Consider the following 22,352-nt stretch of genomic DNA (forward strand, 5'->3'; position numbering starts at 1 on the left):
TGCCAGCGCCAGCCCCGGCCGCTTAGGCTGCGGGCGGTCGCGCGGCCCCGTGCTGCGGATCATCCCCCCATCCCGCCTGCGCTGGCGCACCGCCCGCGCGCTGTTCCGTTGACGCAACACGAGGAGTTTCCATGACCTGGCTTCGCCGCAAATCCATCGACCGGATCACCGAGCACGAAGAAGGCCGGCGCCTGGTCCCCACGCTCAGCTGGCCGCACCTGGTGGCGCTGGGTATCGGCGCGATCGTCGGCACCGGCATCTACACGCTGATCGGCGTGGGTGCCGAGAAGGCCGGCCCGGCGGTGCTGATCTCCTTCGTCGTGGCCGGCGTGGTCTGCGCCTGCGCGGCGCTGGCCTACGCCGAACTGTCGACGATGATGCCGGCCGCCGGCAGCGCCTACACCTACAGCTATGGCGTGCTGGGCGAATCCATCGCCTGGATCGTCGGCTGGAGCCTGATCCTCGAATATTCGCTGGTGGTCAGCACGGTGGCGGTCGGGTGGTCGGGCTACTTCGTCGGCTTCCTGGAATGGGTGCAGCAGAATTTCGGCTGGAACGTCACCCTGCCTGCGGCGCTGTCGGCCGGCCCGCATGCTGGCGGCGTGCTGAACCTGCCGGCCATCGTCATCACCTTCCTGGTCGCGGGCATGCTGATCGCCGGCACGCGCGAGAGCGCCACGCTCAACGCGATCCTGGTGGTGTTCAAGCTGATCGCGCTGGCGGTGTTCATCGCAGTCGCACTGCCGGCATTCAATCCGGAGAACCTGCAGCCGTTCATGCCGTACGGCTTCCCGAAATCGATCGGGCCGGATGGCGTCGAGCGCGGCGTGATGGCGGCGGCCGCGATCATCTTCTTCGCGTTCTACGGTTTCGATGCGATCTCCACCGCCGCCGAGGAAACCAAGAACCCGGGCCGCGACCTGTCCATCGGCATCATCGGCTCGATGATCGGCTGCACGCTGATCTACCTGGTGGTCGCGGTGGCCGCGGTCGGCGCACTCAGCTACACCGTGTTCGGCCAGAGCGCCGAACCACTGGCGCTGATCATGCGTGAACTCGGCCACGGCACGGCCGCACTGGTGATCGGCATCGTGGCGATCATCGCGCTGCCGACCGTGTTGCTGGCGTTCTTCTACGGGCAGAGCCGCATCTTCTTCGTGATGTCGCGCGACGGCCTGCTGCCGCGCAGCCTGTCGAAGGTCAATCCGCGCACCGGCACGCCTGTGGCGATCACCGTGTTCACCGCCGTGCTGGTCGCGGCGCTGGCCGGCGTCGCGCGGCTGGACGAAATCGCCGCGCTCGCCAATGCCGGCACGCTGGCGGCCTTCGTCGCCGTGGGCGTGTGCCTGCTGGTGCTGCGCACGCGCGAACCGAACCGTCCGCGCGTGTTCCGCACGCCGCTGGCGTGGCTGGTCGGCCCGGTGGCGATCCTCGGCTGCCTGTACCTGTTCTGGAGCCTGCCGCACCGCACGCAGCTGTGGTTCCTCATCTGGAACGTGGTCGGCATCGTCGTCTACCTGGCCTACAGCCGCCGCAACAGCATGCTGGCGAAGGGCGGCGACGCATGATCCGTAGCGTGCGCTGCGCGCACGACCCGGATCGTCTTGGGATCCTGCGGTCGTGCGCATGGCGCACGCTACGTCCATACGCCTGCGTGTGCAGTGTCGGCGCTTCATTCCCGGCGCCTGCGGCACTAAGATGCCGCGCAGGCACACCATCCCCCGGGTTACCACGTTGATCATCCATCCCAAAGTCCGCGGCTTCATCTGCACCACCACCCATCCGCTCGGTTGCGAGCTCAACGTGCGTGACCAGATCGCGGCGACGCGCGCGCAGGGCGTGCGCAGCGATGGACCGAAGAAGGTGCTGGTGATCGGTGCGTCCAGCGGCTACGGCCTGGCGGCGCGCATCAGCGCGGCGTTCGGGTTCGGCGCGGACACGCTGGGCGTGTTCTTCGAGAAGCCCGGCAGCGAGAAGAAAGCCGGCACTGCGGGCTGGTACAACTCCGCCGCGTTCGACAAGGCAGCGAAGGAGGCCGGGCTGTACAGCCGTTCGATCAACGGCGATGCGTTCTCCGACGAGGCGCGCGCCCAGGTCATCGAACTGATCCGGACGGAGATGGGCGGCCAGGTCGACCTGGTGATCTATTCGCTGGCCTCGCCGGTGCGCAAGCTGCCGTCGACCGGTGAAGTGAAGCGCTCCGCGCTGAAGCCGATTGGTGCTCCGTATACCTCGACCGCGGTCGACACCAACAAGGACGTCATCACCCACGCGACCATCGAACCGGCCACCGAGCAAGAGATCGAGGACACGATCACCGTGATGGGCGGCCAGGACTGGGAACTGTGGATCGATGCGCTGGCCACCGCCGGCGTGCTGGCCGACGGCGCGCGCACGGTCGCCTTCAGCTATATCGGCACCGACATCACCTGGCCGATCTACTGGCACGGTGCGCTGGGCCGCGCCAAGGTGGACCTGGACCAGACCGCGCAGCGTCTGGACAAGCGCCTGAAGAAGACCGGCGGTACCGCGAATGTGGCGGTGCTGAAATCGGTCGTGACGCAGGCCAGCTCCGCGATCCCGGTGATGCCGCTGTACATCAGCATCGTGTTCAAGGTGATGAAGGAGCTGGGCCTGCACGAGGGCACCATCGAGCAGCTCGACCGGCTGTTCCGCGACCGCATGTATCGCACCGACGGGGCGCCGGCCGAAACCGACGACGAGAACCGCCTGCGCCTGGACGACTGGGAACTGAAGCCCGAGGTGCAGGACCAGGCCAAGGCGCTGTGGCCGCAGGTCACCAGCGAGAACCTGTTCGAGCTGACCGACTACGCCAACTACAAGCACGAGTTCCTGAAGCTGTTCGGCTTCGAACGCAGCGATGTGGACTACGACGCCGACGTAAACCCGGACGTGCAGTTCGACTGTATCGAGTTGTCGCCGGAGGGTTGATCTCCCTTGCGTGGCGCAAGAAAAAGGCGGGCTTCGGCCCGCCTTTTTCATGGGTTGCTCATGGGATGTGGGAGCGACGTAAGTCGCGATGAACCTGTGCAGCGATCTGCCATCGCGACTTACGTCGCTCCCACATCAGACTCTACGGGCACTTTGGTCCCAGCGCGCGGATACGCATGCCACGGATATGCACGGCATTGCCGTGGTCCTGCAGCGCGAGGTGACCGCGACGCACCTTGGCGAACGCTGGCTGGCCAGCGAACTTGCTGGTGGCTACGCGGCGCTTCCAGTCTTCGCTGTCCGCGTCGTAGGCCGCGACGCGCACGCCGTTGAGCCAGTGCTCCACGCGCGGGCCGCAGGCGACGATGCGCGCGTGGTTGTAATGATCGATGGTGCGCAGTACGTCACGTGCCGGAGCGACCAGGTCGTACACGGCACCGGCACGATGGCTTGGCACGATGCGGTCTTCCGCCTCGCGGTCGTCGAGCAACTGGTACTCCACGGCGCGCGCCCACACCGGCGACGCATCGACCGCGCGATAGAACAGCCCGCTGTTGCCGCCGGGCGGCAGGCGCCACTCCAGTTCCAGCTCGAAATCGCCGTACGTGCCGGCGCTGATGATGTCGCCGCCGCCGGCCTCGGTCAGTGCAAGTTCGCCGTCACGGATCTGCCAGCGCGGATCCAGCGTGGCTCCGCCGACACTGCGCCATTGCGATGCGTCGGCGAGCGATTGCCAGGGTGCGGCCGGCGTGGATGCGCAGCCGGCCAGCAGCGCGGCGAGCAGAACCGGAACGATCCGCAGGCCGCGCGCGTCCTGCATTGTCAGTCGACCACGCGGCAGAACACCGCCTTCAGGTAGCGCGACTCCTGCACGTGCGCCATGAAGGGGTGGTCGGGACCGGCGCCGGCGACCTTGAGGATCTGGATGGTGCGGCCGGAGAAGTAGGCGGCGCGGCGCAGCATGTCGAGGAACTGCTCCTCGCTGACCAGGCCGGTGCACGAGAACGTGGCGAACAGACCGCCGGGTTTCACCACGCCCAGCGCCAGCTTGTTCATGTCCAGGTACTTCTTCAGCGCCGCGATCACCTGCTCGCGGTCGCGCGTCATCTTGGCCGGGTCCAGGATCACCACGTCGTACTGCTCGCCACGGTTCGCCGCGTCGCGCAGGTACGGGAAGATGTCGGCCTGCACGAATTTCGGCCGCGTGTTGTTGAGCTTGGCGTTGCCCTTGGCGATCTGGATGACGTCCTGGTCGATATCCACGCCGATGACCTCGGACGCGCCGCGCGCCGCCGCGTACACGGCGAAGCCGCCGGTGTTGCAGCACAGGTCGAGCACGCTCTTGCCCTCCACCTGCCGGCTGAGCCACTCGCGGTTCTCGCGCTGGTCGGCGAAGAAACCGGTCTTGTGCGCGCCCGCGGGATCGGCGCGGAACTTCACCCCGTACTCGGTGATGACGGCGGCTTCGGTCGTCGTATTGCCGTGGAACTCGAAGCTCTCCTGCTTCTGCACGTGCTCGTCGGCGAAGCTGTGGAAGCGGCATCCGGGGAACTGTTCGCGCAGCGCCTCGTAGATCCATTCGCGATGGCGGAACATGCCGGCGGCGAAGAATTCGACCACGATCAGATCGCCGTAGCGGTCCACCACCAGGCCGGACAGGCCGTCGCCTTCGGCATGCACCACGCGCCACGCGTCGGTGGTGGCGTCCAGCTTCAGCACCTCGCGGCGGAGCGCCACGGCGTCGGCGATCTTGCGCGAGAACCAGCCGGCGTCGATCGGAATGTCGGAGTGCGTCTCCAGGATGCGCACGGCGATGCGCGAATGGCCGTTGTAGAAACCGCGGCCGATCCATTCGCCGTCCACGCCGACGACTTCGACGACGGTGCCGGGCTTGGGCTTGGCGGTCGGCTTTTCGACCAGTTTCTGGAAGATCCACGGGTGGCTGGAACGCCAGGCGTTCTTCAGGCGTACGGTCGGGTTGGGCGTGTTCATGAACGCATTTTACCCGTCCGGTTGACCCAGCCGGGCGCCATCCGGACAATCCGCGCCAGAAGGGGAGTAGCTCCCAACGTGCCGGCCGTCATTTCGAGCAGCGATGCTCCGGTCCCACGGCAGCCCACCGGGCTGTGAGCGAGACCTTCGCCGCGATGGCGAAGGCATACCCTGGATCCCCGTTCACCGGTTCCCGAGATGTCCGCACCCGCGGCCGTCCTCCACTTTTTTCGGGAATCTCGATGGAAACGATTGGCAACCCCTGGTTGTGGGCCGGCTTCGGCGGCCTGGTGGTGATCGCGCTGTTGGTCGATCTGGTGCTGATGCGCCACGGCGGGCCGCACAAGGTCACGTTCAAGGAAGCGATGTGGTGGAGCCTGGGCTGGGTCGCGCTGGCGATGGCCTTCAACGGTGGCCTGTGGTGGTACGTCAACGAGACCGCCGGTCTGGTCGAGGCCAACCGTGTGGGCCTGGAGTTCCTGACCGGCTACCTGGTCGAGAAGGCGCTGGCGGTCGACAACATCTTCGTGTTCCTGATGGTCATGACCTACTTCGCCGTGCCGGAGGAACAGCGCCAGCGCGTGCTGGTGATCGGCATCCTGGGCGCGATTGTCTTGCGCAGCATCCTGATCTTCGCCGGCGCGGCGCTGCTGGCGAAGTTCCACTGGCTGCTCTATCTGTTCGGCGCGTTCCTGCTGCTGACCGGCATCAAGATGTGGTTCGCCGCCGGCAAGGAGCCGGACCTGGAGAAGAACCCGGCGCTGCGCTGGATGCGCGGCCACCTGAAGCTCACCGATGGCTACCGTGGCGACAGGCTGAGCGTGCGCGAGAACGGCACGCGCTGGTTCACCCCGCTGTTCGTGGTGCTGGTGCTGATCGGCGTGACCGACGTGATCTTCGCGGTGGACAGCATCCCGGCGATCTTCGCGATCACCTCGGACCCGTTCATCGTGCTGACCTCGAACGTGTTCGCGGTGCTGGGCCTGCGCGCGATGTTCTTCCTGCTGGCCGGCATGGCCGACCGCTTCCACCTGCTGCCGTACGGCCTAGCGGTGGTGCTGGGCTTCATCGGCACCAAGATGCTGCTGATCGATGTCTACAAGATCCCGGTGCCGTGGGCGCTGGGTACGGTAGCGTTGATCCTGGGCGTGACCGTCGCGCTGAGCCTGGCGCGGCCGCAGAACGCCGACCCGGTCGCCTGACGCGGCGCCGGCAGACCATCCCGCCTGCGGGATGGTCTGTCCATCGGCGTCCGGGCTTGCATTCGCGCCGGGCGCCGCCAGAACTGGACCATGGACCTGCATCCCGACGACCCGGCGTTCGATCCGGAATCCCAGCAGCGCTACGACCGCAAGCGCATCCTGCGCGCGCTCAACCTGAGCCTGGCGTTCGTGCTGCTGCTGGCCATCGTGTACTCGGCGCAGAACAGTTTCGACGTGCGCGCCTTCACCATCTCGCCGCTGTCGATGGAAGGCCTGCTCGGCATCCTGACCGCGCCGCTGCTGCACGGTTCGCTGGAGCACATCGCGGCGAACGCATCGGCGCTGCTGATCCTCGGCACGCTGGCCGGCGCGGTCTATCCACGCGCGACGTTGTGGGCCATTCCACTGGTGTGGCTGGGTTCCGGACTGGGTCCGTGGCTGCTGGCCGAACCCGGCACGCATACGCTGGGCGCGAGCGGACTGACCCACGGCCTGATGTTCATGGTCTTCATGCTCGGCCTGTTACGCCGCGACCGTGCGGCGATCGCCGCCGGCATGATCGCGTTCCTGTTCTACGGCGGCATGGTGCTGACCATCCTGCCGCGCGAAGCCGGCGTGTCGTGGCAGGCGCACCTGGGCGGCGCAGTCGCGGGATTGATCGCCGCATTCCTGTTCCGTCGCCTCGACCCCGAACTGCCGCGCAAGAAGTACAGCTGGGAAATCGAGGAAGAGGAAGCCGCCGCGCACAGCGACGACGAACTCGAACTGCCCGCGCCGCGCGAGGTGCCGCTGTTGTGGGTACGCCCGGAGCAGCCGGAAGAGGAACAGCGTGGCGTCGTGCTGCGTTTCCCGCCACGGGATCCGCCGACATCGTGATGATTTCTGTGGCAGCGACGGACGCCTCGTGCACGTAGCGTGCGCCATGCGCACGACTGCGGTTTCGGTCAGGAATCATGAGGTCGTGCGCATGGCGCACGCTACGAACAACACGGGCGCCCTGGGGCGCCCGTGTGTCGATCGCGCGTCTGCGCGGATCAGTCGATGGGACACAAGGAACGGGCAGGCCGTGCTGGGCTGCCTTTTCTTCTTGCGGATGATGGATCGGCGCTCTTTCGCGACTCACGTCGCTCCCACGAAGGACACCTGGTGCACGTAGCGTGCGCCATGCGCACGACTGCGGTTTCGGTCAGGAATCATGAGGTCGTGCGCATGGCGCACGCTACGAACAACACGGGCGCCCTGGGGCGCCCGTGTGTCGATCGCGTGTCTGTGCGGATCAGAACTTCGCGCTGAACTCCACGCCCACCGTGCGCGGCTCGTTGATGAAGCCGGTCAGGTTGTTGAAGTCGATGCCGCCGACGATGCGGCGCTGGTCGGTGATGTTGCGGCCGAACAGGGCGACCTCGTAGTCGCCGTAACCCCAGCCGTAACCGATGCGCAGGCCACCTTCCAGCGACGACTTGCCGGTGAACTCGATGGAGTCGTACAGGAAGAAGTTCACCTCGCTGCGGTACGCCCAGTCGGTGTAGACGTACAGTTCGCTGCCTTCGCCCATGCCGATGCTGTAGCGCGCGGTGACGTTGTGTACCCACTTCGGTGCCTGCGGCAAACGGTTTCCGCCAATGTAGTAGCGGCCCGTCGGGTCGTCGTTCTCGTCCAGCACCTCTTCGTCGGTCACGGTGCATGCCGCGCAGACGGCGACGTTCAGGTTGTCGTCCTTGATCTCGGTGTCGTTGTAGCTGCTGCCCAGCGTGACCAGCAGGTTGTCCAGCACGTAGGCCTGAAAATCCAGCTCGAAGCCCTTGCCGACCGACTTGTCGGCATTGACCAGGATGTTGGCATTGGCCGCACCGCCCACCGCGGTCAGCTGCTGGTCCTTCACGCGGTAGTAGAAGACACCTGCGCTCATGCGCGCACGCTTGTCCCAGAAGTCGGCCTTCACGCCCGTCTCGAACGAGGTGACGGTTTCCGGCCCGGCGACGGACTTGCCGTTGAACGCGCCCGCCGCCTGGATGCTGCTGCCGCGGAAGCCGGTGGCCGCGCGCGCATACAGATTGACGTCGTCGTTGACGGCGTAGGTGGCCGACAGGTCCCAGTTGAACTTCTTGTCTTCCGGCGAAGCGGACAGATCGCCATCCGGTTCCTGCGCCGCCAGCTGCGCCAGCGTGCACTTGCCGGCCAGCACGCAGGCGGCGAAACCGGTGTTCCAGTAATCCTCGACCGTCAGCTTCTTCTCGTCGACGGTGTAACGCAGGCCGGCACGCAGCTCCAGCTTGTCGGTCGCCTGCCAGGTCGCTGCGCCGAACACGGCCCATGCGTCGTTGGTCTGGCGGATGCGCTGGTAGCCGTCCTGCGCGCTGTTGTTGAGCGAGTCGTAGCTGAAGCTTTCGACGCGGTAGTCTTCCTTGAAATAGAACAGACCCGCCTGCCAGTTCCACGGTCCGGCGTACTCGGACTCGATGCGGAATTCCTGCGTCCACTGCGAATGGTCGGGGATGCCGTCGGCGGTCTCGGAAGCGAAGGGAAGCTCCGGCGTGAAATAGGGGCCGGAGCCACCATCGATGTCGCCGCGATTGATCGTCTCGACGCTTTCGTAGCCGGTGATCGAGTACAGCTTGTAGTCGCCTACATCCCAATTGAGTCGTGCGCTGGCACCCTGCGACTCCAGCTCGGAGTAGTTCAGGCCGTCCTGCGATACCTTGTCCTTGTCGAAGCCGGGGACGAAGTTGTTGGTGCCGGGATCGATGATGTTGGCGCGGAACAGGCGCGCGGTGCCGTTGAGCTTGCGTGCATGCGCATTGAGCAGCGCCTCGAAGCCATCGCCTTCGTACAGGAACTGCACGCGGCCCGCGGATTCGTCATAGCCCTCGAAACCATCGTTCGGGCCGGGATAGGTATTGGTCACCCAGTCGTCGCGACGCTGGTACAGCACCGACGCGCGTGCCGACCAGTTCGGACTCAGCGCTCCACCGACAGCACCTTCGACATTCCACATGTTGTCGCTGCCCACGCCGACCTTGCCGTAGCCGCTGGTTTCCTGCGACGGCTTGGCCGATTCGAACTTCACCACGCCGGCCGGCGTGTTGCGACCGAACAGCGAACCCTGCGGGCCGCGCAACACTTCGACCTGCTCCAGGTCGAACAGCGGAAAGCCCTTCAGGATCGGGTTTTCCTGCACCACGTCGTCGTACACCAGCGAGACCGGTTGCGAGGTGTTGAGGCGGAAGTCGGTGTTGCCGTAGCCGCGGATGTAGAAGCGCGGGAACGCACGGCCGAACGAGGACTCGATGTTCAGGCTGGGGACGCGACCGGACAGGAAGCGGATGTCGGCACCCCCGGACGCCAGCACGCCGAGTTGTTCGCCGTTGATCGTGCTGATGGACACCGGCACGTCCTGGATGTTCTCGACCTTGCGCTGCGCGGTGACCCGCACGGTGTCGAGCGTGGCGGCTTCCTTCTCCGCTGCAGGGTTGGCGTCCTGCGCGAACGCGGTGCCGAAAGGCAGCAGGGCGGCGATGGCAAAGGCAAGGCGATGCGGCCGGATGGCGGCCGGGCGGACTGGGGACATGGCGGTGGCTTTCCGAGTGGGTGGGGTTCGGGGCGCCTGGCGGCGCTAGCACCCGGATGTTGCATTACAGCAACAGGGGGAGCAATGGCCGGAAGTCCCGCTTTCGGCCATCGCGCCGATGCCCGCCGACCTGCGGCTGGCCACGTCATGGCCACGCACGCCGGCGTGCCTTTGGCACTCGCCGCGCCCCGGATGGGCGTTCCTTCGTCCGTGTCGCCCCTTCCGCCGGAGGCGGGCCGGGCGTTCGCCCGCGCTGAAGGGGCGCGGCAGGCGGCGACGGGGGAAGCGCCCCTACGCCAACGCGGGCGTCCCCGCCTTCGCCCGGCGCGCGATCAGATGATCCAGGCTGGCCTGGCCGGGACCGGCGAACAGCAGCCACACGAATACGGCCACGTACAGCACTTCGTCCAGTTCGACGAACCCGTCCAGCGTGGATATGCCGGGCAGGACCACAACGGCCAGCGCCACCAGCATGTTGAAGATCATCGGCAGCATGGTCAGGCGTGTCGCCAGGCCCAGCATGATCAAGGCGCCCCCGATGAATTCGGTGCCCGCGCACACCGTCGCGCTGAGGGCCGGCCAGGGGATGCCCCACTCGACGAAGCGCTCGGTGAAGAACGCCAGGTTGTGCAGCTTGGCCCACCCCGTTTCCAGCCAGAAGTAACCGAACACCAGCCGCACCAGCAGCGGGCCGATCCAGGCGTGGTCATCGAGGAACGCGAGCGCGCGGGCGTACAGGGGCGTCGTTTGCATGGGAGGTCTCCAGAGGGTCAGGGGGACGGCAGGTCTGTCAGCAGGCCGTCGGTCAGCCAGCGCTTGAGCAGGCCGGCAGCACGCAGCGCCGGCACCGCACCGGGCAGGCGCGCGCACCAGTCGGCGAAGGGCGCGCCACGGGCGACGGCAGCGAGCGCCATGGCTTCGTCGCGCGGCAGGCGGCGCCAGTGCACGTCGAAGGCATGACGCCACAACAGCCACGTCGTGGCGGGTTGGCTGCGCAACGCGGGCAGCAATGCGTTACCGGCATGCGCATCCAGCAATGCGATCGCGTTGCTGCGCAGGCGTATCCGCCGCACGGCCGGGTGCAGGGACCAACGCAGCGCAGGCCAGGCATCGGGGGACAGCGTGGCCAGCGCGTCGATGCTGGCGGTGTCCGCGTCCGCGGCGTCGAACACCTCGCCCTGCGCCCATTCCAGTCGCGCCAGGTCGGCCAGCGCGGGGGCTTCCTGCGTGCGGGTCACCAACCAGCGCGCGAAGCCGGCGCCGACGTGGCGCACGGACGGATGCCGCGACGGATGCGCGTGCAGATACGCCTCCGCCAGAGCATCGAAGCGGTCCTGCCCCAGCGACGCGCGCAGGACCGGGTAGTCGTCGCCCAACACGTCCACCAGCCGCCACCGGTAGCCATCGGCATAGATGCCAAGCCTCACCGCGCGGTCGCCCTCGTCCACCGCGACGATGCCGGGCGCTTTCGCGGCATCGCGATGCAGCAGCCACGCCGCGAACGCCCGCTGGGTGCGTGCGAGCGGCATCGTGGCGGTCATGCCGCGCGATCCATCTGCACCTCCAGTGTTTCGGCAGCGAGCTGGCGTGCGATGTCCAGTTCCGTCAGCAGTTCGTCCAACGGGGGAATGTGGTCGTCGCGCTCGATCATCGCGGGCACCGAACCGAACCGGCGTACGGCGTGCTGATAGAGACGCCAGACGCCGTCCGGCACCGGTGCGTCGTGCGTGTCGATCAGCAGGCCGCTGCCGCGCGCATCCTCGCTGTGTCCGGCCAAGTGGATCTGCCGTACCGCGCCGCGTGGCAGGCGATCCAGGAACGCGACCGCATCGAAGCCATGGTTGTGGGCGTTGACGAAGACGTTGTTGACGTCGAGCAGCAGCCCGCAGCCGCTTTCGGAGGCAATGGCGGACAGGAACTGCGCTTCGTCCAGCGTGTCGTCGGCGAAGCGCAGGTAGCTGGACACGTTCTCCAGCACCAGCGCCAGGCCCAGCACATCCTGCACCTGGCGCACGCGCTGTGCGACGTGCCGCACCGTGTCCTCGTTCTGCGGCAACGGCAACAGGTCGTGGAAATGGACCTCGCCATGGCGGGTCCAGCACAGGTGATCGGACACGATGCGCGGGCGCGTCTGGCGCACCAGTCCGCGCAGCGCGTGCAGGTAGTCGCGATCCAGCGGATCGCGGCCACCGATGTTGAGCGACACGCCATGCATCGCCACCGGCCAGCGTTCGATCATCCGGTCCAGCATCCACCGGGGCCGTCCGCCGGCCACCAGATAGTTCTCGCTGACGATCTCCAGCCAGTCCACGGCCGCCGCGCCGGCCAGCAACGCGTCGTAGTGGTGGGGGCGCAGGCCCAGCCCGAACCCGTGCAGCGGCATGGTCATGGCGTGTCGCTCCGGCGCGTCAGCTGTTGGCTTTCTTCGCGTCGGGTGCGCTTTTCTGCGGCTTGGGCGCCTCGAACTTGCCACCGGCGGTCTTGCAGGCGCCTGCGGTCGATTCGGTGAAACCATGGCCCTTGCACGCGTTCTGGCCCTTGCAGGCATTGGCGGCGCTCTTGCAGGCGCCCTGGCCCTTGCAGGCGTTGGCGCCGACGCAGTGGCCAACCTTGGCCGCGCCGGCCTGGGCGGCCTGCGCCATCGGCGCGCCAAGGAAGAGGGCTGCGGCGGCGACGGCGACCGAGAGGCCGGAAAGCTTGGTGGTGTTCATGGGAATCCTCGTTGGAATGGGAAGGACGTCCCCCGACGGACCGCCGCAGGACGCATGGCCATTCCAGCGCCACCGCGCACCGGCGACCATTCCCGCGCGTTCCCGCGATATGCCCCATCGTCCAGTCGCGCCGCGGTCCGGACGTGCGCGCATGAACCGCCGGACGCACGGTCATGGCCCGCGCGGTGGGCGTGGCCTACGATGCCGGCATGGATACGCCTCCGCTCTCCGCGCTCGCCCTGATCGAGGACGATGACCGCGATGCCGTGCTGGAAACCGTGCTGGGCGCGTACCGCATGCGGGTGGAGATCACGGCCGACGTGCGTTACTGCGGCACCTGGTACGACAGCGAACCTGCCACGCACCACGGCCAGTTCCATCTGGTCACGCAGGGATGTTGCTGGATCAGCGGGGAAGCGCTGGAGACGCCGGTGCTGCTGGAGCGCGGCGACCTGATCGTGTTCCCGGCGGGCATACGCCACATCCTGTCGTCCTCGCCGGACCCGCACCTGCCCGACGCGCCGGATGCGGGCGACACCAGCATGCTGTGCGGCGAACTGGAGTTCATCACCGGCTCGCACAACCCGATCTTCGCCGCGCTGCCCCGCTGGTTCGTGATCCGCGCGCAGGACAGCAGCGCCGGCTTCCGCCAGCTGGCCCAGATGCTGGCCGACACCAGCCGCGAACGCCGCTGGGGCCGCCAGCTGGTGCAGAACAAGCTGGCGGATTCGCTGTTCACGATGGCGGTATGCGAGTACGTGCGCCAGGCGGAACAGCCGCGCGGCCTGCTGGCGGCACTGACCGATGCACGCCTGTCGCGCGCGCTGTCCGCGATCCACGCGCGTCCCGGCGAGGACTGGACCATCCAGTCGATGGCGCAGGAAGCCGGCATGTCCCGTACCGCGTTCGCCGAACTCTTCACCACGACGGTCGGCACACCGCCGATCCAGTACCTGGCGCACTGGCGCGCCACCGAGGCCAGACGACTGCTGAAGAACCGGCGCTTTTCCGTGGCGGCCATCGCCGACATGCTGGGCTACAGCAGCGAGGCGGCGTTCCGCCGCTTCTTCAAGCGCGTCGAAGGGGTGGGTCCCGGCAGCGCCCGCCGCCGGCCGGGCGGCACGTCTTAGCCACGCCGCGTGTTGGCCGGGGTTGCGGCAAGGGGCGCTATCCTGCGCGCCGGTTCCCCAGCGTCCTGCCCATGCGCCCTGCCCTTCGCCTGCTCCCTGCCCTGCTGCTCGGCCCGCTGCTGCTTACTGCGTGCGGCGGCGACAACGTCAAGCCGACACCGCCCCCCGTTCCGGTCGCACCGGCGCCAGCGGCGCCGAAGCTGAAGGTCGGTATCGCGCTCGGTGGCGGCGCGGCCAAGGGCTTCGCGCACATCGGCGTGATCAAGATGCTGGAAGCCAACGGCATCGAGCCGGTCGTCGTGTCCGGCACCAGCGCCGGCAGCGTGGTCGGCGCGCTGTACGCCAGCGGCATGGACCCGTTCCAGATGCAGAAGACCGCCTTCGCGCTGGACGAAGCGAAGATCCGTGACGTGCGCCTGTTCTCCGGCGGCCTGGTGCAGGGCCAGAAACTGCAGGACTACGTCAACGACCTGGTCGGCAAGCGCACCATCCAGCAGCTGAAGAAGCCGTTCGCCGCCGTGTCCACGCAGCTGGAGAACGGCGAGCGCACCGTGTTCGTGCGCGGCAACACCGGCCAGGCCGTGCGCGCGTCCAGCAGCATCCCCGGCGTGTTCGAGCCGGTGGTGATCGGCAAGGCCAGCTACGTCGATGGCGGCGTGGTCAGCCCGGTGCCGGTGGACGCGGCGCGCCAGTTGGGCGCCGACTTCGTCATCGCCGTGGACATCTCCACCAAGGCGCCCGGCACCAAGCCCGGCAGCATGCTGGGCATCGTCAACCAGTCCATCGGCATCATGGGCCAGCGCCTGGGCGAACAGGAACTGGCGCGCGCCGACATCGTCATCCGCCCGAAGGTCAACGACATCGGTCCGGCCGACTTCGAGCAGAAGAACAACGCCATCCTCGAAGGCGAGCGCGCCGCGCTGGCGGCGATGCCGCAGATCAAGGCGAAGCTCGCCGAACTGCAGCGCACGCGCACTGCCGCACACGCGGCGAAACATGCGCCGCCGAAACCCGACCCGCGCTGCCTGGAAGAACCCTCGCGGCTCGGCAAGCTGTTCGGCCGCGACGTGAAGTGCGATGCCACCGGCCAACCGGTGAAGCCGTAACCGGCTACGCCGTCACGCGACGCAGGTTGTCGCGCGCCCTCGCCTCCAGCGCGTCGTGGAACTGCGGCGTGCTGTAGATCGCGGGCCGGTCGAGGAAGCCCTTCAGGATCTCGCGCCGCTTGCGCCGGAACAGGAAGCCCGGCACGTAGGCGTATTCCTGGCGGATCTGCTGTTCGTACTCATCGAAGCGCGCGCGCTCCGCACCGAGGATGGACAGGTCGATATCGACGAGCAATTGCTCATCGCGTCCTGACGGCACGGCGGTATGGCGCGTCGCCATGACCAGGTCATGCACCCGCTGGGCGGACGCCGCGGCGACGCCCGCTTCGCGCAGCGCATCGCGCGCCCAGTCCGCACTGCGTTGTTCGTTGTCGTGGCCCTTGATGTCGTAGATCGCATCGTGGAACCACAGCGCGAGTTCCACTTCGTGCGGATGCTCCGCCTGCGCCTGCACGTCGTCGAACGCCGCCAGGCATTCGCCGAGGTGTTGCAGCGTGTGGTAATGGCGCCGCGGTTCGGCGTATGCCCCCTTCAGCTGCGCGAACAACGCACCGCCCTCGCCCACCGCGCCAATGCCGGCCCAGGCGCGTCGCCAGGAGGTAGTGAAAAGATCCATGGCGCAGTCTAGGACCAAAGAGGTGCAAGCGCGGGAGACTCAGGTGTGGGAGCGACGTAAGTCGCGATGACGGCACCGCGGCGGTTCATCGCGACTTACGTCGCTCCCACATCAATGTTCCGCGCGATCACCGCCTGGACGGCAATCCATGCCCGCCCACCGGCACGGTTTCGACACGGCTGTCGAAGCCGGCAATCAGCGGCCGTGCCTTGGCAATGGCCTGCTGCACGTTGGGCAGCGACGGCGAGGCCTTGTGGCTGGCCGCATCCGTCCAGACTTCGGTGATCCAGATCGCATCGGCGTCGGCGGGATCCTGTGCGATGACGTAACTCAGGCAGCCGGGCATGGCGTCGGTGCCGTCGAGCAGGATCGCGAGCAGCGCGTCGCGTTGGCCCGGCGTGGCGCGCATCGTGCCGATCAGTCCGTACATGGCGGGTTCTCCGGGAGGGTCGAGCACGTTATGGCGCGTGATGCGGACAATGCGTGTCCCCGTTCAGGCCTTCGGCAACGGCAGGCCGGCGTCGGTCTTCACCGCACGCAGCACGAAGCTGGAATTCACGTCGGCCACCCCGCTGGCGTTGAGCAGGCCATCCAGCAGGAAGCGCGAGAAGTGCTCCAGGTCCTGCACCACGACGTGCAACAGATAGTCCATGTCGCCGGTCAGTGCGTAGCAGGCCACCACTTCGTCCCGCGCCCGCACGCCGTCGCCGAACAGCTGGACACTGGCGGGGTCGTGCTTTTCCAGTTGCACGCGGACGAACGCCTGCAGGCCCATGCCGATGGCCTTGGGGTCGACGCGGGCCGCATAGCCGGCGATCACGCCGGTCGCTTCCAGTCGCTGGATGCGGCGCAGGCAGGCCGACGGCGACAGGTTCACCTGCGCGGCGATGTCGGCATTGGTGGCGCGGCCGTCGCGTTGCAACAGGGCCAGCAGGCGCAGGTCGATACGGTCGAGGGTGGGCGATTCGGTCATTTGCTGCACAGAATATCCTGTTCATGCACGATCATTGCGCCATTGGTCGACAGAGACGCAACTTTGCAAGCCTGTTGCGCGGTTCTGCCGCTAGCATCGTTCCTTCACCCGTCCGCCCTGGGAACCACCATGAACGAGCCGCGCCGCGTCGAGCACCAGCAGACCGACAAGGGCTACGTGCCGGTCTATACGACCGCCCTCGTGGACCAGCCCGCCGACTACCCGGCCGACGATCACGCCACCTGGGGCGCGCTGTACGAGCGCCAGCGTGCCCTGCTGGTCGGCCGTGCCTGCGACGAGTTCCTGCAGGCACAGGACGCCATGGGCATGACGCCGGACCGCATCCCCCGCTTCGACGCGCTGAACGACGTGCTGCGCGCCACCACCGGCTGGACGCTGGTCGGCGTGGAAGGCCTGCTGCCGGAGCTGGAATTCTTCGACCACCTGGCCAACCGCCGCTTCCCGGTGACCTGGTGGATCCGCCGCCCGGACCAGATCGACTACATCGCCGAACCGGACCTGTTCCACGACCTGTTCGGCCATGTGCCGTTGCTGATGAACCCGGTGTTCGCCGACTACATGGAGGCGTACGGCAAGGGCGGCGTGAAAGCGCACGGCATCGGCACGGACGCGCTGCAGCACCTGACCCGGCTGTACTGGTACACGGTGGAGTTCGGCCTGATCAACACGCCGGATGGCCTGCGCATCTACGGCGCCGGCATCGTGTCGTCGAAGGGCGAATCGCTGTACTCGCTGGAATCGGACGCGCCCAACCGCATCGGCTTCGACCTGGAGCGGATCATGCGCACGCGCTACCGCATCGACACATTCCAGAAGACCTACTTCGTCATCGACAGCTTCGAGCAGCTGATGAACGCCACCGCGCCGGACTTCACCCCGATCTATGCACGGCTGGAGGCGCAGGACGCGATTCCCGCCGGTGATGTGCGCGACGGAGACAAGGTCTACACCCGCGGCACCGGCGAAGGCTGGGCCGAGGGCGGCGACGTCTGACGCGCCACTTACAATCGGGCATCCCGGTTCCCATGGATGCCCGATGCTTCGACGCCTGTTGCCGCTGATCGCGCTCTGCGCGCTGTTCTCCGTCTCCAACGCTGCCTTCGCCCGCAATTGCGCGGTGACGATCGAGGCGACGGACATGATGACCTTCAACCTGAAGACCATCCGCGTGCCGGGCGACTGCGCGCAACTGCGCGTGGTGCTGAAGCACACCGGCCGCATGCCGGCGCAGGCGATGGGCCACAACTGGGTGCTGACCGAAACGCGCCACCACCGTGACGTCGGACTGGCCGGCGGGCGCATGAAGCTGGCCGACGCGTACGTGCCCCGCAACGATGCGCGCGTGATCGCGCATACGCCGGTGATCGGCGGCGGACAGACGACCGAGGTGGTGTTCCCGACGTCGCGCCTGCGCACCGGCGGCGACTACACCTTCTTCTGCAGCTTCCCGGGCCACTGGAACATGATGAAGGGCCGCCTCGTCTTCGAATGACGGGACCGGGCATGTTGATGGTCTCCATCAACGCATCGACGATCCGTGCCGACGAAGGGTCGCCGTTCGCCGTCGGTAACGCGGGGCTCACGTAGCATAGTGGCCCTGCGTGCGGCATTCGCCGCGCGCCCCGTTCACAGCAGACGGCACGCCATGAATACCGATTACCGCACTTCGCTCCCGGGCACGGCGCTCGACTACTACGACGCGCGCGCTGCGGTCGACGCCCTGCAACCGGGCGCCTGGGCCGCGCTGTCGTATACCGCGCGCGTCCATGCCGAGAACATCGTCCGCCGCGCCGATCCCGCGCGCCGCGACGATTACCTGCGCCAGCTGGTCGAACGCCGGCGCGACCTGGATTTCCCGTGGTTTCCGGCCCGCGTGGTCTGCCACGACATCCTCGGCCAGACCGCCCTGGTCGACCTGGCGGGCCTGCGCGATGCCATCGCCGACCAGGGCGGCGATCCGGCCGCGGTCAATCCGGTGGTGCCGGTGCAGCTGATCGTCGACCACTCGCTGGCGGTGGAATGCGGCGGCTACGATCCGGACGCGTTCGCGAAGAACCGCGCCATCGAGGATCGCCGCAACGAGGATCGCTTCCACTTCATCGACTGGACGAAGCTCGCGTTCAAGAACGTCGACGTGATCCCGCCGGGCAACGGGATCATGCACCAGATCAACCTGGAGAAGATGTCGCCGGTGATCTACACGCAGGACGGCGTCGCGTTCCCGGATACCTGTGTCGGCACCGACAGCCACACGCCGCACGTCGATGCGCTGGGCGTCATCGCCGTCGGCGTGGGTGGCCTGGAGGCGGAAAACGTCATGCTCGGCCGCGCGTCATGGATGCGCACGCCCGACATCGTCGGTGTGGAACTCGGTGGCAAGCCGGCGCCGGGCATCACCGCCACCGACGTGGTGCTGGCGTTGACCGAGTTCCTGCGCCAGTCGAAGGTGGTCGGCGCGTATCTCGAATTCCGCGGCGAGGGCGCGGCGGCGCTGACCATCGGCGACCGCGCGACGATCTCCAACATGGCGCCCGAGTACGGCGCGACCGCGGCGATGTTCTTCATCGACGACAACACGCTGGACTACCTGCGCCTGACCGGCCGCAGCGACGAGCAGGTCGCGCTGGTCGAGACGTACGCGAGGACCGCCGGCCTGTGGGCCGACGACCTGGCGGCCGCGCAGTACGAACGCACGCTGCACTTCGACCTGTCGACCGTCGTGCGCAACATGGCCGGGCCATCCAACCCGCACAAGCGCCTGCCGACCAGCGCGCTGGCCGAGCGCGGTATCGCCGACGAAGCCAAGCTGGAAGCCGGCAAAGTGGAGGAAGCGCAGGGCCTGATGCCGGATGGCGCGGTGATCATCGCGGCCATCACCTCGTGCACCAACACCAGCAATCCGCGCAACGTCATCGCGGCCGCGCTGCTCGCACGCAACGCGAATGCGAAGGGCCTGGTGCGCAAGCCGTGGGTCAAGTCGTCGCTCGCGCCGGGGTCGAAGGCCGTGCAGTTGTACCTGGAGGAATCCGGCCTGCTGCCCGACCTGGAGAAGCTCGGCTTCGGCATCGTCGCGTTCGCCTGCACCACCTGCAACGGCATGAGTGGTGCGCTGGATCCGGCGATCCAGCAGGAAATCATCGACCGCGACCTCTACGCGACCGCCGTGCTGTCGGGCAACCGCAACTTCGACGGCCGCATCCATCCGTACGCGAAGCAGGCGTTCCTCGCCTCGCCACCGCTGGTGATCGCCTACGCCATCGCCGGCACGGTGCGCTTCGATATCGAGAAGGACGCACTGGGTATCGATGCCGACGGCAACGCCATCACGCTGAAGGACCTCTGGCCGAGCGACGAAGAGATCGACGCGGTCGTCAAGGCCAGCGTGAAACCGGAGCAGTACCGTTCCGTCTACAACCCGATGTTCAACGTGCGCGTGGAGCACGGCGGCAAGGTCGAGCCGCTGTATGCGTGGCGCCCGCAGAGCACCTATATCCGCCGCCCGCCGTACTGGGAAGGCGCACTGGCCGGCGAGCGCACGCTGCGCGGCATGCGTCCGCTGGCGGTGCTGGGCGACAACATCACCACCGATCACCTGTCGCCGTCGAACGCGATCCTCGCGTCCAGCGCAGCCGGCGAATATCTGGCGAAGATGGGCCTGCCGGAAGAGGACTTCAATTCCTACGCCACGCACCGCGGCGACCACCTGACCGCGCAGCGCGCGACGTTCGCCAATCCGCAGCTGGTCAACGAAATGGCCGTGGTCGATGGCGCAGTGAAGAAAGGCTCGCTGGCGCGCATCGAGCCGGACGGGCAGGTGGTGCGCATGTGGGAGGCGATCGAGACCTACATGGACCGCAAGCAGCCGCTGGTCATCATCGCCGGCGCCGACTACGGGCAAGGCAGCTCGCGCGACTGGGCGGCGAAGGGCGTGCGGCTGGCCGGCGTGGAAGCGATCGTGGCGGAAGGCTTCGAGCGCATCCACCGCACCAACCTGATCGGCATGGGCGTGCTGCCGCTGGAGTTCAAGGCAGGCGAGACGCGCAAGACCTACGGCATCGACGGTACCGAAACCTTCGACGTGGAAGGCGAACGCCGACCGCGCGCCGAGCTGACGCTGGTGATCCACCGCGCCAACGGCGAAACGGTGCGGGTGCCGGTGGTCTGCCGCCTGGATTCGGACGAGGAAGTGTCGATCTACGAAGCGGGCGGCGTGCTGCAACGGTTCGCACAGGATTTCCTCGACGCGTCGAAAGCCGCCTGACCCGTTCGTCGTACCGGTACATCCCAACCACAGGAGTCCGATCATGTCCGACAACGCCACGCCCGGCACCGTCCGCCTGCACCGCGTGCTGCGCGCCCCGCCGGAGCGCGTCTACCGCGCCTTCCTCGATCCCGGCGCGCTGGTGAAGTGGCTGCCGCCGCACGGCTTCACCGGCACGATGCACGAGATGGACGCGCGCGTGGGCGGAGGTTACCGGATGTCGTTCACCAACCTCGGCACCGGTTCCAGCCATTCGTTCACGGTGAAATACGTCGAGCTGGTGCCGAACGAGCGCATCCGCCACACCGATACCTTCGACGCCCCCGGCCTGCCGGGCGAGATGCAGGTGACGGTGACGCTGAAGAAGAGCATCGTGGGTACCGAACTGAACGTCGTGCAGGAAGGCATTCCCGCCGCGATCCCGGTCGACTTCTGCTACCTGGGGTGGCAGGAATCGCTGGAGCTGCTGGCGAAGCTGGTCGAACCCGAGATTCCTGACGGCGCGTGAGCCGCCACCACAACGGAAACCTATTCCATGTCCCACGTCCCCCAGATCCGCATCCCCGCCACCTACATGCGTGGCGGCACGTCGAAAGGCGTGTTCTTCCGCCTGCGGGATCTGCCTGAGCGTGCGCAGGCACCCGGACCGGTGCGCGATGCGCTGCTGAGCCGCGTGATCGGCTCGCCCGATCCGTATGGCAAGCACACCGACGGCATGGGCGGGGCGACATCGAGCACCAGCAAGGTGGTGATCATTTCGCCCAGCACGCAGCCGGGCCATGACGTGGATTACCTGTACGGGCAGGTGCCGATCAACGAGGCCTTCATCGACTGGAGTGGCAACTGCGGCAACCTGTCGTCGGCTGTCGGTCCGTTCGCCATCGCGAACGGATTCATCGATGCGGCGCGCATTCCCCAGAACGGCATGGTCACCGTGCGCATCTGGCAGGCCAACATCCACAAGACCATCGTCGCCCATGTGCAGGTGACCAACGGTGAGGTGCAGGAGACCGGTGATTTCGAACTCGACGGCGTGACGTTCCCGGCCGCGGAAGTGCAGCTCGAATTCATCGATCCTGCGGACGAAGGTGATGGCGACGGTGGTGGTGCGATGTTCCCCACGGGTCAGCTGGTCGATACGCTCGACGTACCGGGCGTGGGCGTATTCAAGGCCACGATGATCAACGCCGGCGTGCCGGTGGTATTCGTCGAGGCGGCGGCACTTGGCTGCGACGGTACCGAGCTGCAGGGCGCGATCAACGAAGACAAGGCCGCGCTGGAGAAACTGGAAACCATCCGTGCGCATGGCGCGGTGCGCATGGGACTGGTCGCCGATGTCGCGGCGGCAGCGAAGCGGCCGCTGACGCCGAAGGTGGCGTTCGTCGCTCCACCGAAGGACTACGTGTCGTCGAGCGGCAAGCCGGTGAGTGCTTCCGACATCGACCTGCTGGCGCGCGCCATGTCGATGGGCAAGTTGCACCACGCGATGATGGGCACGGCATCGGTCGCCATTGCGACCGCGGCGGCAGTGCCCGGCACGCTGGTGAATGCCGCGGCCGGCGGCGGCACGCGCGAGGTGCTGGTGTTCGGACATCCGTCCGGCACGCTGCGCGTCGGCGCGGACGTCAAGCAGGTCGACGGCACCTGGGTGGTGACGAAAGCGGTGATGAGCCGCAGCGCGCGCGTGCTGATGGAAGGCACGGTGCGCGTGCCGGGCGACGCGTTCTGACGAGGTCCGGCCGACCTGCCGGAAGTCACCACTTGCATTGAACCCATTGCCTCGGCACGGGGCACGCGACAGCATGGACGCATGTGGACGT

At 67.3% G+C, this 22,352-nt stretch carries 21 protein-coding genes; 11 read left to right on the forward strand and 10 right to left on the reverse strand.

Features of this window, described 5'->3' with window-relative positions:
* Positions 1–131 precede the first annotated feature (131 nt).
* Both V7060_RS12425 and fabV read left to right on the forward strand, forming a co-directional pair.
* A complete protein-coding gene (locus tag V7060_RS12425; RefSeq protein ID WP_334179558.1) occupies positions 132–1,568 on the forward strand; it encodes an amino acid permease in 1,437 nt (478 codons plus the stop codon).
* Positions 1,569–1,734: 166 nt separating this feature from the next.
* A complete protein-coding gene (gene fabV, locus V7060_RS12430; RefSeq protein ID WP_334179559.1) occupies positions 1,735–2,952 on the forward strand; it encodes an enoyl-ACP reductase FabV in 1,218 nt (405 codons plus the stop codon).
* 142 nt (positions 2,953–3,094) lie between these two features.
* On the opposite strand, the gene V7060_RS12435 is transcribed toward fabV, so the two are convergent.
* Both V7060_RS12435 and V7060_RS12440 read right to left on the reverse strand, forming a co-directional pair.
* Positions 3,095–3,772: a DUF1080 domain-containing protein gene (locus V7060_RS12435; RefSeq protein WP_334179560.1), complete on the reverse strand. Its 678-nt coding sequence runs from the start codon at positions 3,770–3,772 to the stop codon at positions 3,095–3,097.
* A gap of 2 nt (positions 3,773–3,774) precedes the next feature.
* Positions 3,775–4,944: a class I SAM-dependent rRNA methyltransferase gene (locus V7060_RS12440; RefSeq protein ID WP_334179561.1), complete on the reverse strand. Its 1,170-nt coding sequence runs from the start codon at positions 4,942–4,944 to the stop codon at positions 3,775–3,777.
* Between the two features lie 242 nt (positions 4,945–5,186).
* On the opposite strand from V7060_RS12440, the gene V7060_RS12445 reads away from it, so the two are divergent.
* Positions 5,187–6,146 carry a TerC family protein gene (locus V7060_RS12445; RefSeq protein ID WP_334179562.1) on the forward strand — a complete coding sequence of 320 codons (960 nt, stop codon included), beginning with the start codon at positions 5,187–5,189 and terminating at the stop codon, positions 6,144–6,146.
* Positions 6,147–6,236: 90 nt separating this feature from the next.
* A complete protein-coding gene (locus V7060_RS12450; RefSeq protein WP_334179563.1) occupies positions 6,237–7,022 on the forward strand; it encodes a rhomboid family intramembrane serine protease in 786 nt (261 codons plus the stop codon).
* A gap of 400 nt (positions 7,023–7,422) precedes the next feature.
* On the opposite strand, the gene V7060_RS12455 is transcribed toward V7060_RS12450, so the two are convergent.
* The 5 genes from V7060_RS12455 to V7060_RS12475 form a co-directional block, all read right to left on the reverse strand.
* Positions 7,423–9,714, reverse strand: a complete 2,292-nt coding sequence (locus V7060_RS12455) for a TonB-dependent receptor (RefSeq protein WP_334179564.1) — start codon at positions 9,712–9,714, stop codon at positions 7,423–7,425.
* Positions 9,715–10,005: 291 nt separating this feature from the next.
* Positions 10,006–10,467: a DoxX family protein gene (locus V7060_RS12460; protein WP_334179565.1), complete on the reverse strand. Its 462-nt coding sequence runs from the start codon at positions 10,465–10,467 to the stop codon at positions 10,006–10,008.
* 17 nt (positions 10,468–10,484) lie between these two features.
* Positions 10,485–11,255, reverse strand: a complete 771-nt coding sequence (locus V7060_RS12465) for a DNA-binding domain-containing protein (RefSeq protein ID WP_334179566.1) — start codon at positions 11,253–11,255, stop codon at positions 10,485–10,487.
* Positions 11,252–12,103 (reverse strand): DUF692 domain-containing protein, encoded by an 852-nt coding sequence (locus V7060_RS12470; RefSeq protein ID WP_334179567.1) that lies wholly within the window; start codon positions 12,101–12,103, stop codon positions 11,252–11,254. Before V7060_RS12470 ends, V7060_RS12465 begins: the two co-directional genes overlap by 4 nt.
* 19 nt (positions 12,104–12,122) lie before the next feature.
* On the reverse strand, positions 12,123–12,425 hold the full coding sequence (locus V7060_RS12475) for a hypothetical protein (protein WP_334179568.1): 303 nt from the start codon (positions 12,423–12,425) through the stop codon (positions 12,123–12,125).
* Between the two features lie 173 nt (positions 12,426–12,598).
* Here V7060_RS12475 and V7060_RS12480 point away from each other — a divergent pair, with 173 nt between their 5' ends.
* Together V7060_RS12480 and V7060_RS12485 are read left to right on the forward strand one after the other, a co-directional pair.
* On the forward strand, positions 12,599–13,555 hold the full coding sequence (locus V7060_RS12480) for an AraC family transcriptional regulator (protein ID WP_334179569.1): 957 nt from the start codon (positions 12,599–12,601) through the stop codon (positions 13,553–13,555).
* A gap of 71 nt (positions 13,556–13,626) precedes the next feature.
* Positions 13,627–14,661 (forward strand): patatin-like phospholipase family protein, encoded by a 1,035-nt coding sequence (locus tag V7060_RS12485; protein WP_334179570.1) that lies wholly within the window; start codon positions 13,627–13,629, stop codon positions 14,659–14,661.
* A 4-nt stretch (positions 14,662–14,665) separates the two neighbouring features.
* Here V7060_RS12485 and V7060_RS12490 read toward each other — a convergent pair whose 3' ends face one another.
* The 3 genes from V7060_RS12490 to V7060_RS12500 all read right to left on the reverse strand — a co-directional run bounded on the left by V7060_RS12490 (position 14,666) and on the right by V7060_RS12500 (position 16,250).
* The gene (locus tag V7060_RS12490; RefSeq protein WP_334179571.1) at positions 14,666–15,277 is read right to left on the reverse strand and encodes an N-methyl-D-aspartate receptor NMDAR2C subunit; all 612 of its coding nucleotides are present in this window, start codon (positions 15,275–15,277) and stop codon (positions 14,666–14,668) included.
* Positions 15,278–15,404: 127 nt separating this feature from the next.
* Complete coding sequence (locus V7060_RS12495) at positions 15,405–15,707, reverse strand: putative quinol monooxygenase (protein WP_334179572.1); 303 nt, start codon at positions 15,705–15,707, stop codon at positions 15,405–15,407.
* A 63-nt stretch (positions 15,708–15,770) separates the two neighbouring features.
* Positions 15,771–16,250: an Lrp/AsnC family transcriptional regulator gene (locus tag V7060_RS12500; RefSeq protein ID WP_334179573.1), complete on the reverse strand. Its 480-nt coding sequence runs from the start codon at positions 16,248–16,250 to the stop codon at positions 15,771–15,773.
* Positions 16,251–16,379: 129 nt separating this feature from the next.
* Between V7060_RS12500 and phhA the strand changes: the two genes are divergently transcribed.
* The 5 genes from phhA to prpF all read left to right on the forward strand — a co-directional run bounded on the left by phhA (position 16,380) and on the right by prpF (position 22,261).
* Positions 16,380–17,264: a phenylalanine 4-monooxygenase gene (gene phhA, locus V7060_RS12505; protein ID WP_334179574.1), complete on the forward strand. Its 885-nt coding sequence runs from the start codon at positions 16,380–16,382 to the stop codon at positions 17,262–17,264.
* Between the two features lie 43 nt (positions 17,265–17,307).
* On the forward strand, positions 17,308–17,763 hold the full coding sequence (gene azu / locus V7060_RS12510) for an azurin (RefSeq protein WP_334179575.1): 456 nt from the start codon (positions 17,308–17,310) through the stop codon (positions 17,761–17,763).
* 153 nt (positions 17,764–17,916) lie between these two features.
* Positions 17,917–20,532, forward strand: coding sequence for a Fe/S-dependent 2-methylisocitrate dehydratase AcnD (acnD, locus tag V7060_RS12515; RefSeq protein WP_334179576.1), 2,616 nt, complete (start codon positions 17,917–17,919; stop codon positions 20,530–20,532).
* Between the two features lie 43 nt (positions 20,533–20,575).
* Positions 20,576–21,040, forward strand: coding sequence for an SRPBCC family protein (locus V7060_RS12520; RefSeq protein WP_334179577.1), 465 nt, complete (start codon positions 20,576–20,578; stop codon positions 21,038–21,040).
* Positions 21,041–21,067: 27 nt separating this feature from the next.
* Positions 21,068–22,261, forward strand: a complete 1,194-nt coding sequence (gene prpF, locus V7060_RS12525; RefSeq protein ID WP_334179578.1) for a 2-methylaconitate cis-trans isomerase PrpF — start codon at positions 21,068–21,070, stop codon at positions 22,259–22,261.
* Positions 22,262–22,352 lie beyond the last annotated feature (91 nt).

Source organism: Pseudoxanthomonas sp. (assembly GCF_036845285.1).
In the GTDB taxonomy this organism is placed as follows: domain Bacteria; phylum Pseudomonadota; class Gammaproteobacteria; order Xanthomonadales; family Xanthomonadaceae; genus Pseudoxanthomonas_A.

What these genes read in the sequence shown, in the direction of transcription:
- V7060_RS12425 (WP_334179558.1), top strand. Translation starts at nt 132, where the DNA reads ATGACCTGGCTTCGCCGCAAATCCATCGACCGGATCACCGAGCACGAA.
- V7060_RS12435 (WP_334179560.1), bottom strand. Translation starts at nt 3,772, where the DNA reads ATGCAGGACGCGCGCGGCCTGCGGATCGTTCCGGTTCTGCTCGCCGCG.
- V7060_RS12440 (WP_334179561.1), bottom strand. Translation starts at nt 4,944, where the DNA reads ATGAACACGCCCAACCCGACCGTACGCCTGAAGAACGCCTGGCGTTCC.
- V7060_RS12445 (WP_334179562.1), top strand. Translation starts at nt 5,187, where the DNA reads ATGGAAACGATTGGCAACCCCTGGTTGTGGGCCGGCTTCGGCGGCCTG.
- V7060_RS12450 (WP_334179563.1), top strand. Translation starts at nt 6,237, where the DNA reads ATGGACCTGCATCCCGACGACCCGGCGTTCGATCCGGAATCCCAGCAG.
- V7060_RS12455 (WP_334179564.1), bottom strand. Translation starts at nt 9,714, where the DNA reads ATGTCCCCAGTCCGCCCGGCCGCCATCCGGCCGCATCGCCTTGCCTTT.
- V7060_RS12460 (WP_334179565.1), bottom strand. Translation starts at nt 10,467, where the DNA reads ATGCAAACGACGCCCCTGTACGCCCGCGCGCTCGCGTTCCTCGATGAC.
- V7060_RS12465 (WP_334179566.1), bottom strand. Translation starts at nt 11,255, where the DNA reads ATGACCGCCACGATGCCGCTCGCACGCACCCAGCGGGCGTTCGCGGCG.
- V7060_RS12470 (WP_334179567.1), bottom strand. Translation starts at nt 12,103, where the DNA reads ATGACCATGCCGCTGCACGGGTTCGGGCTGGGCCTGCGCCCCCACCAC.
- V7060_RS12475 (WP_334179568.1), bottom strand. Translation starts at nt 12,425, where the DNA reads ATGAACACCACCAAGCTTTCCGGCCTCTCGGTCGCCGTCGCCGCCGCA.
- V7060_RS12480 (WP_334179569.1), top strand. Translation starts at nt 12,599, where the DNA reads ATGGCCCGCGCGGTGGGCGTGGCCTACGATGCCGGCATGGATACGCCT.
- V7060_RS12485 (WP_334179570.1), top strand. Translation starts at nt 13,627, where the DNA reads ATGCGCCCTGCCCTTCGCCTGCTCCCTGCCCTGCTGCTCGGCCCGCTG.
- V7060_RS12490 (WP_334179571.1), bottom strand. Translation starts at nt 15,277, where the DNA reads ATGGATCTTTTCACTACCTCCTGGCGACGCGCCTGGGCCGGCATTGGC.
- V7060_RS12495 (WP_334179572.1), bottom strand. Translation starts at nt 15,707, where the DNA reads ATGTACGGACTGATCGGCACGATGCGCGCCACGCCGGGCCAACGCGAC.
- V7060_RS12500 (WP_334179573.1), bottom strand. Translation starts at nt 16,250, where the DNA reads ATGACCGAATCGCCCACCCTCGACCGTATCGACCTGCGCCTGCTGGCC.
- phhA (WP_334179574.1), top strand. Translation starts at nt 16,380, where the DNA reads ATGAACGAGCCGCGCCGCGTCGAGCACCAGCAGACCGACAAGGGCTAC.
- azu (WP_334179575.1), top strand. Translation starts at nt 17,308, where the DNA reads ATGCTTCGACGCCTGTTGCCGCTGATCGCGCTCTGCGCGCTGTTCTCC.
- acnD (WP_334179576.1), top strand. Translation starts at nt 17,917, where the DNA reads ATGAATACCGATTACCGCACTTCGCTCCCGGGCACGGCGCTCGACTAC.
- V7060_RS12520 (WP_334179577.1), top strand. Translation starts at nt 20,576, where the DNA reads ATGTCCGACAACGCCACGCCCGGCACCGTCCGCCTGCACCGCGTGCTG.
- prpF (WP_334179578.1), top strand. Translation starts at nt 21,068, where the DNA reads ATGTCCCACGTCCCCCAGATCCGCATCCCCGCCACCTACATGCGTGGC.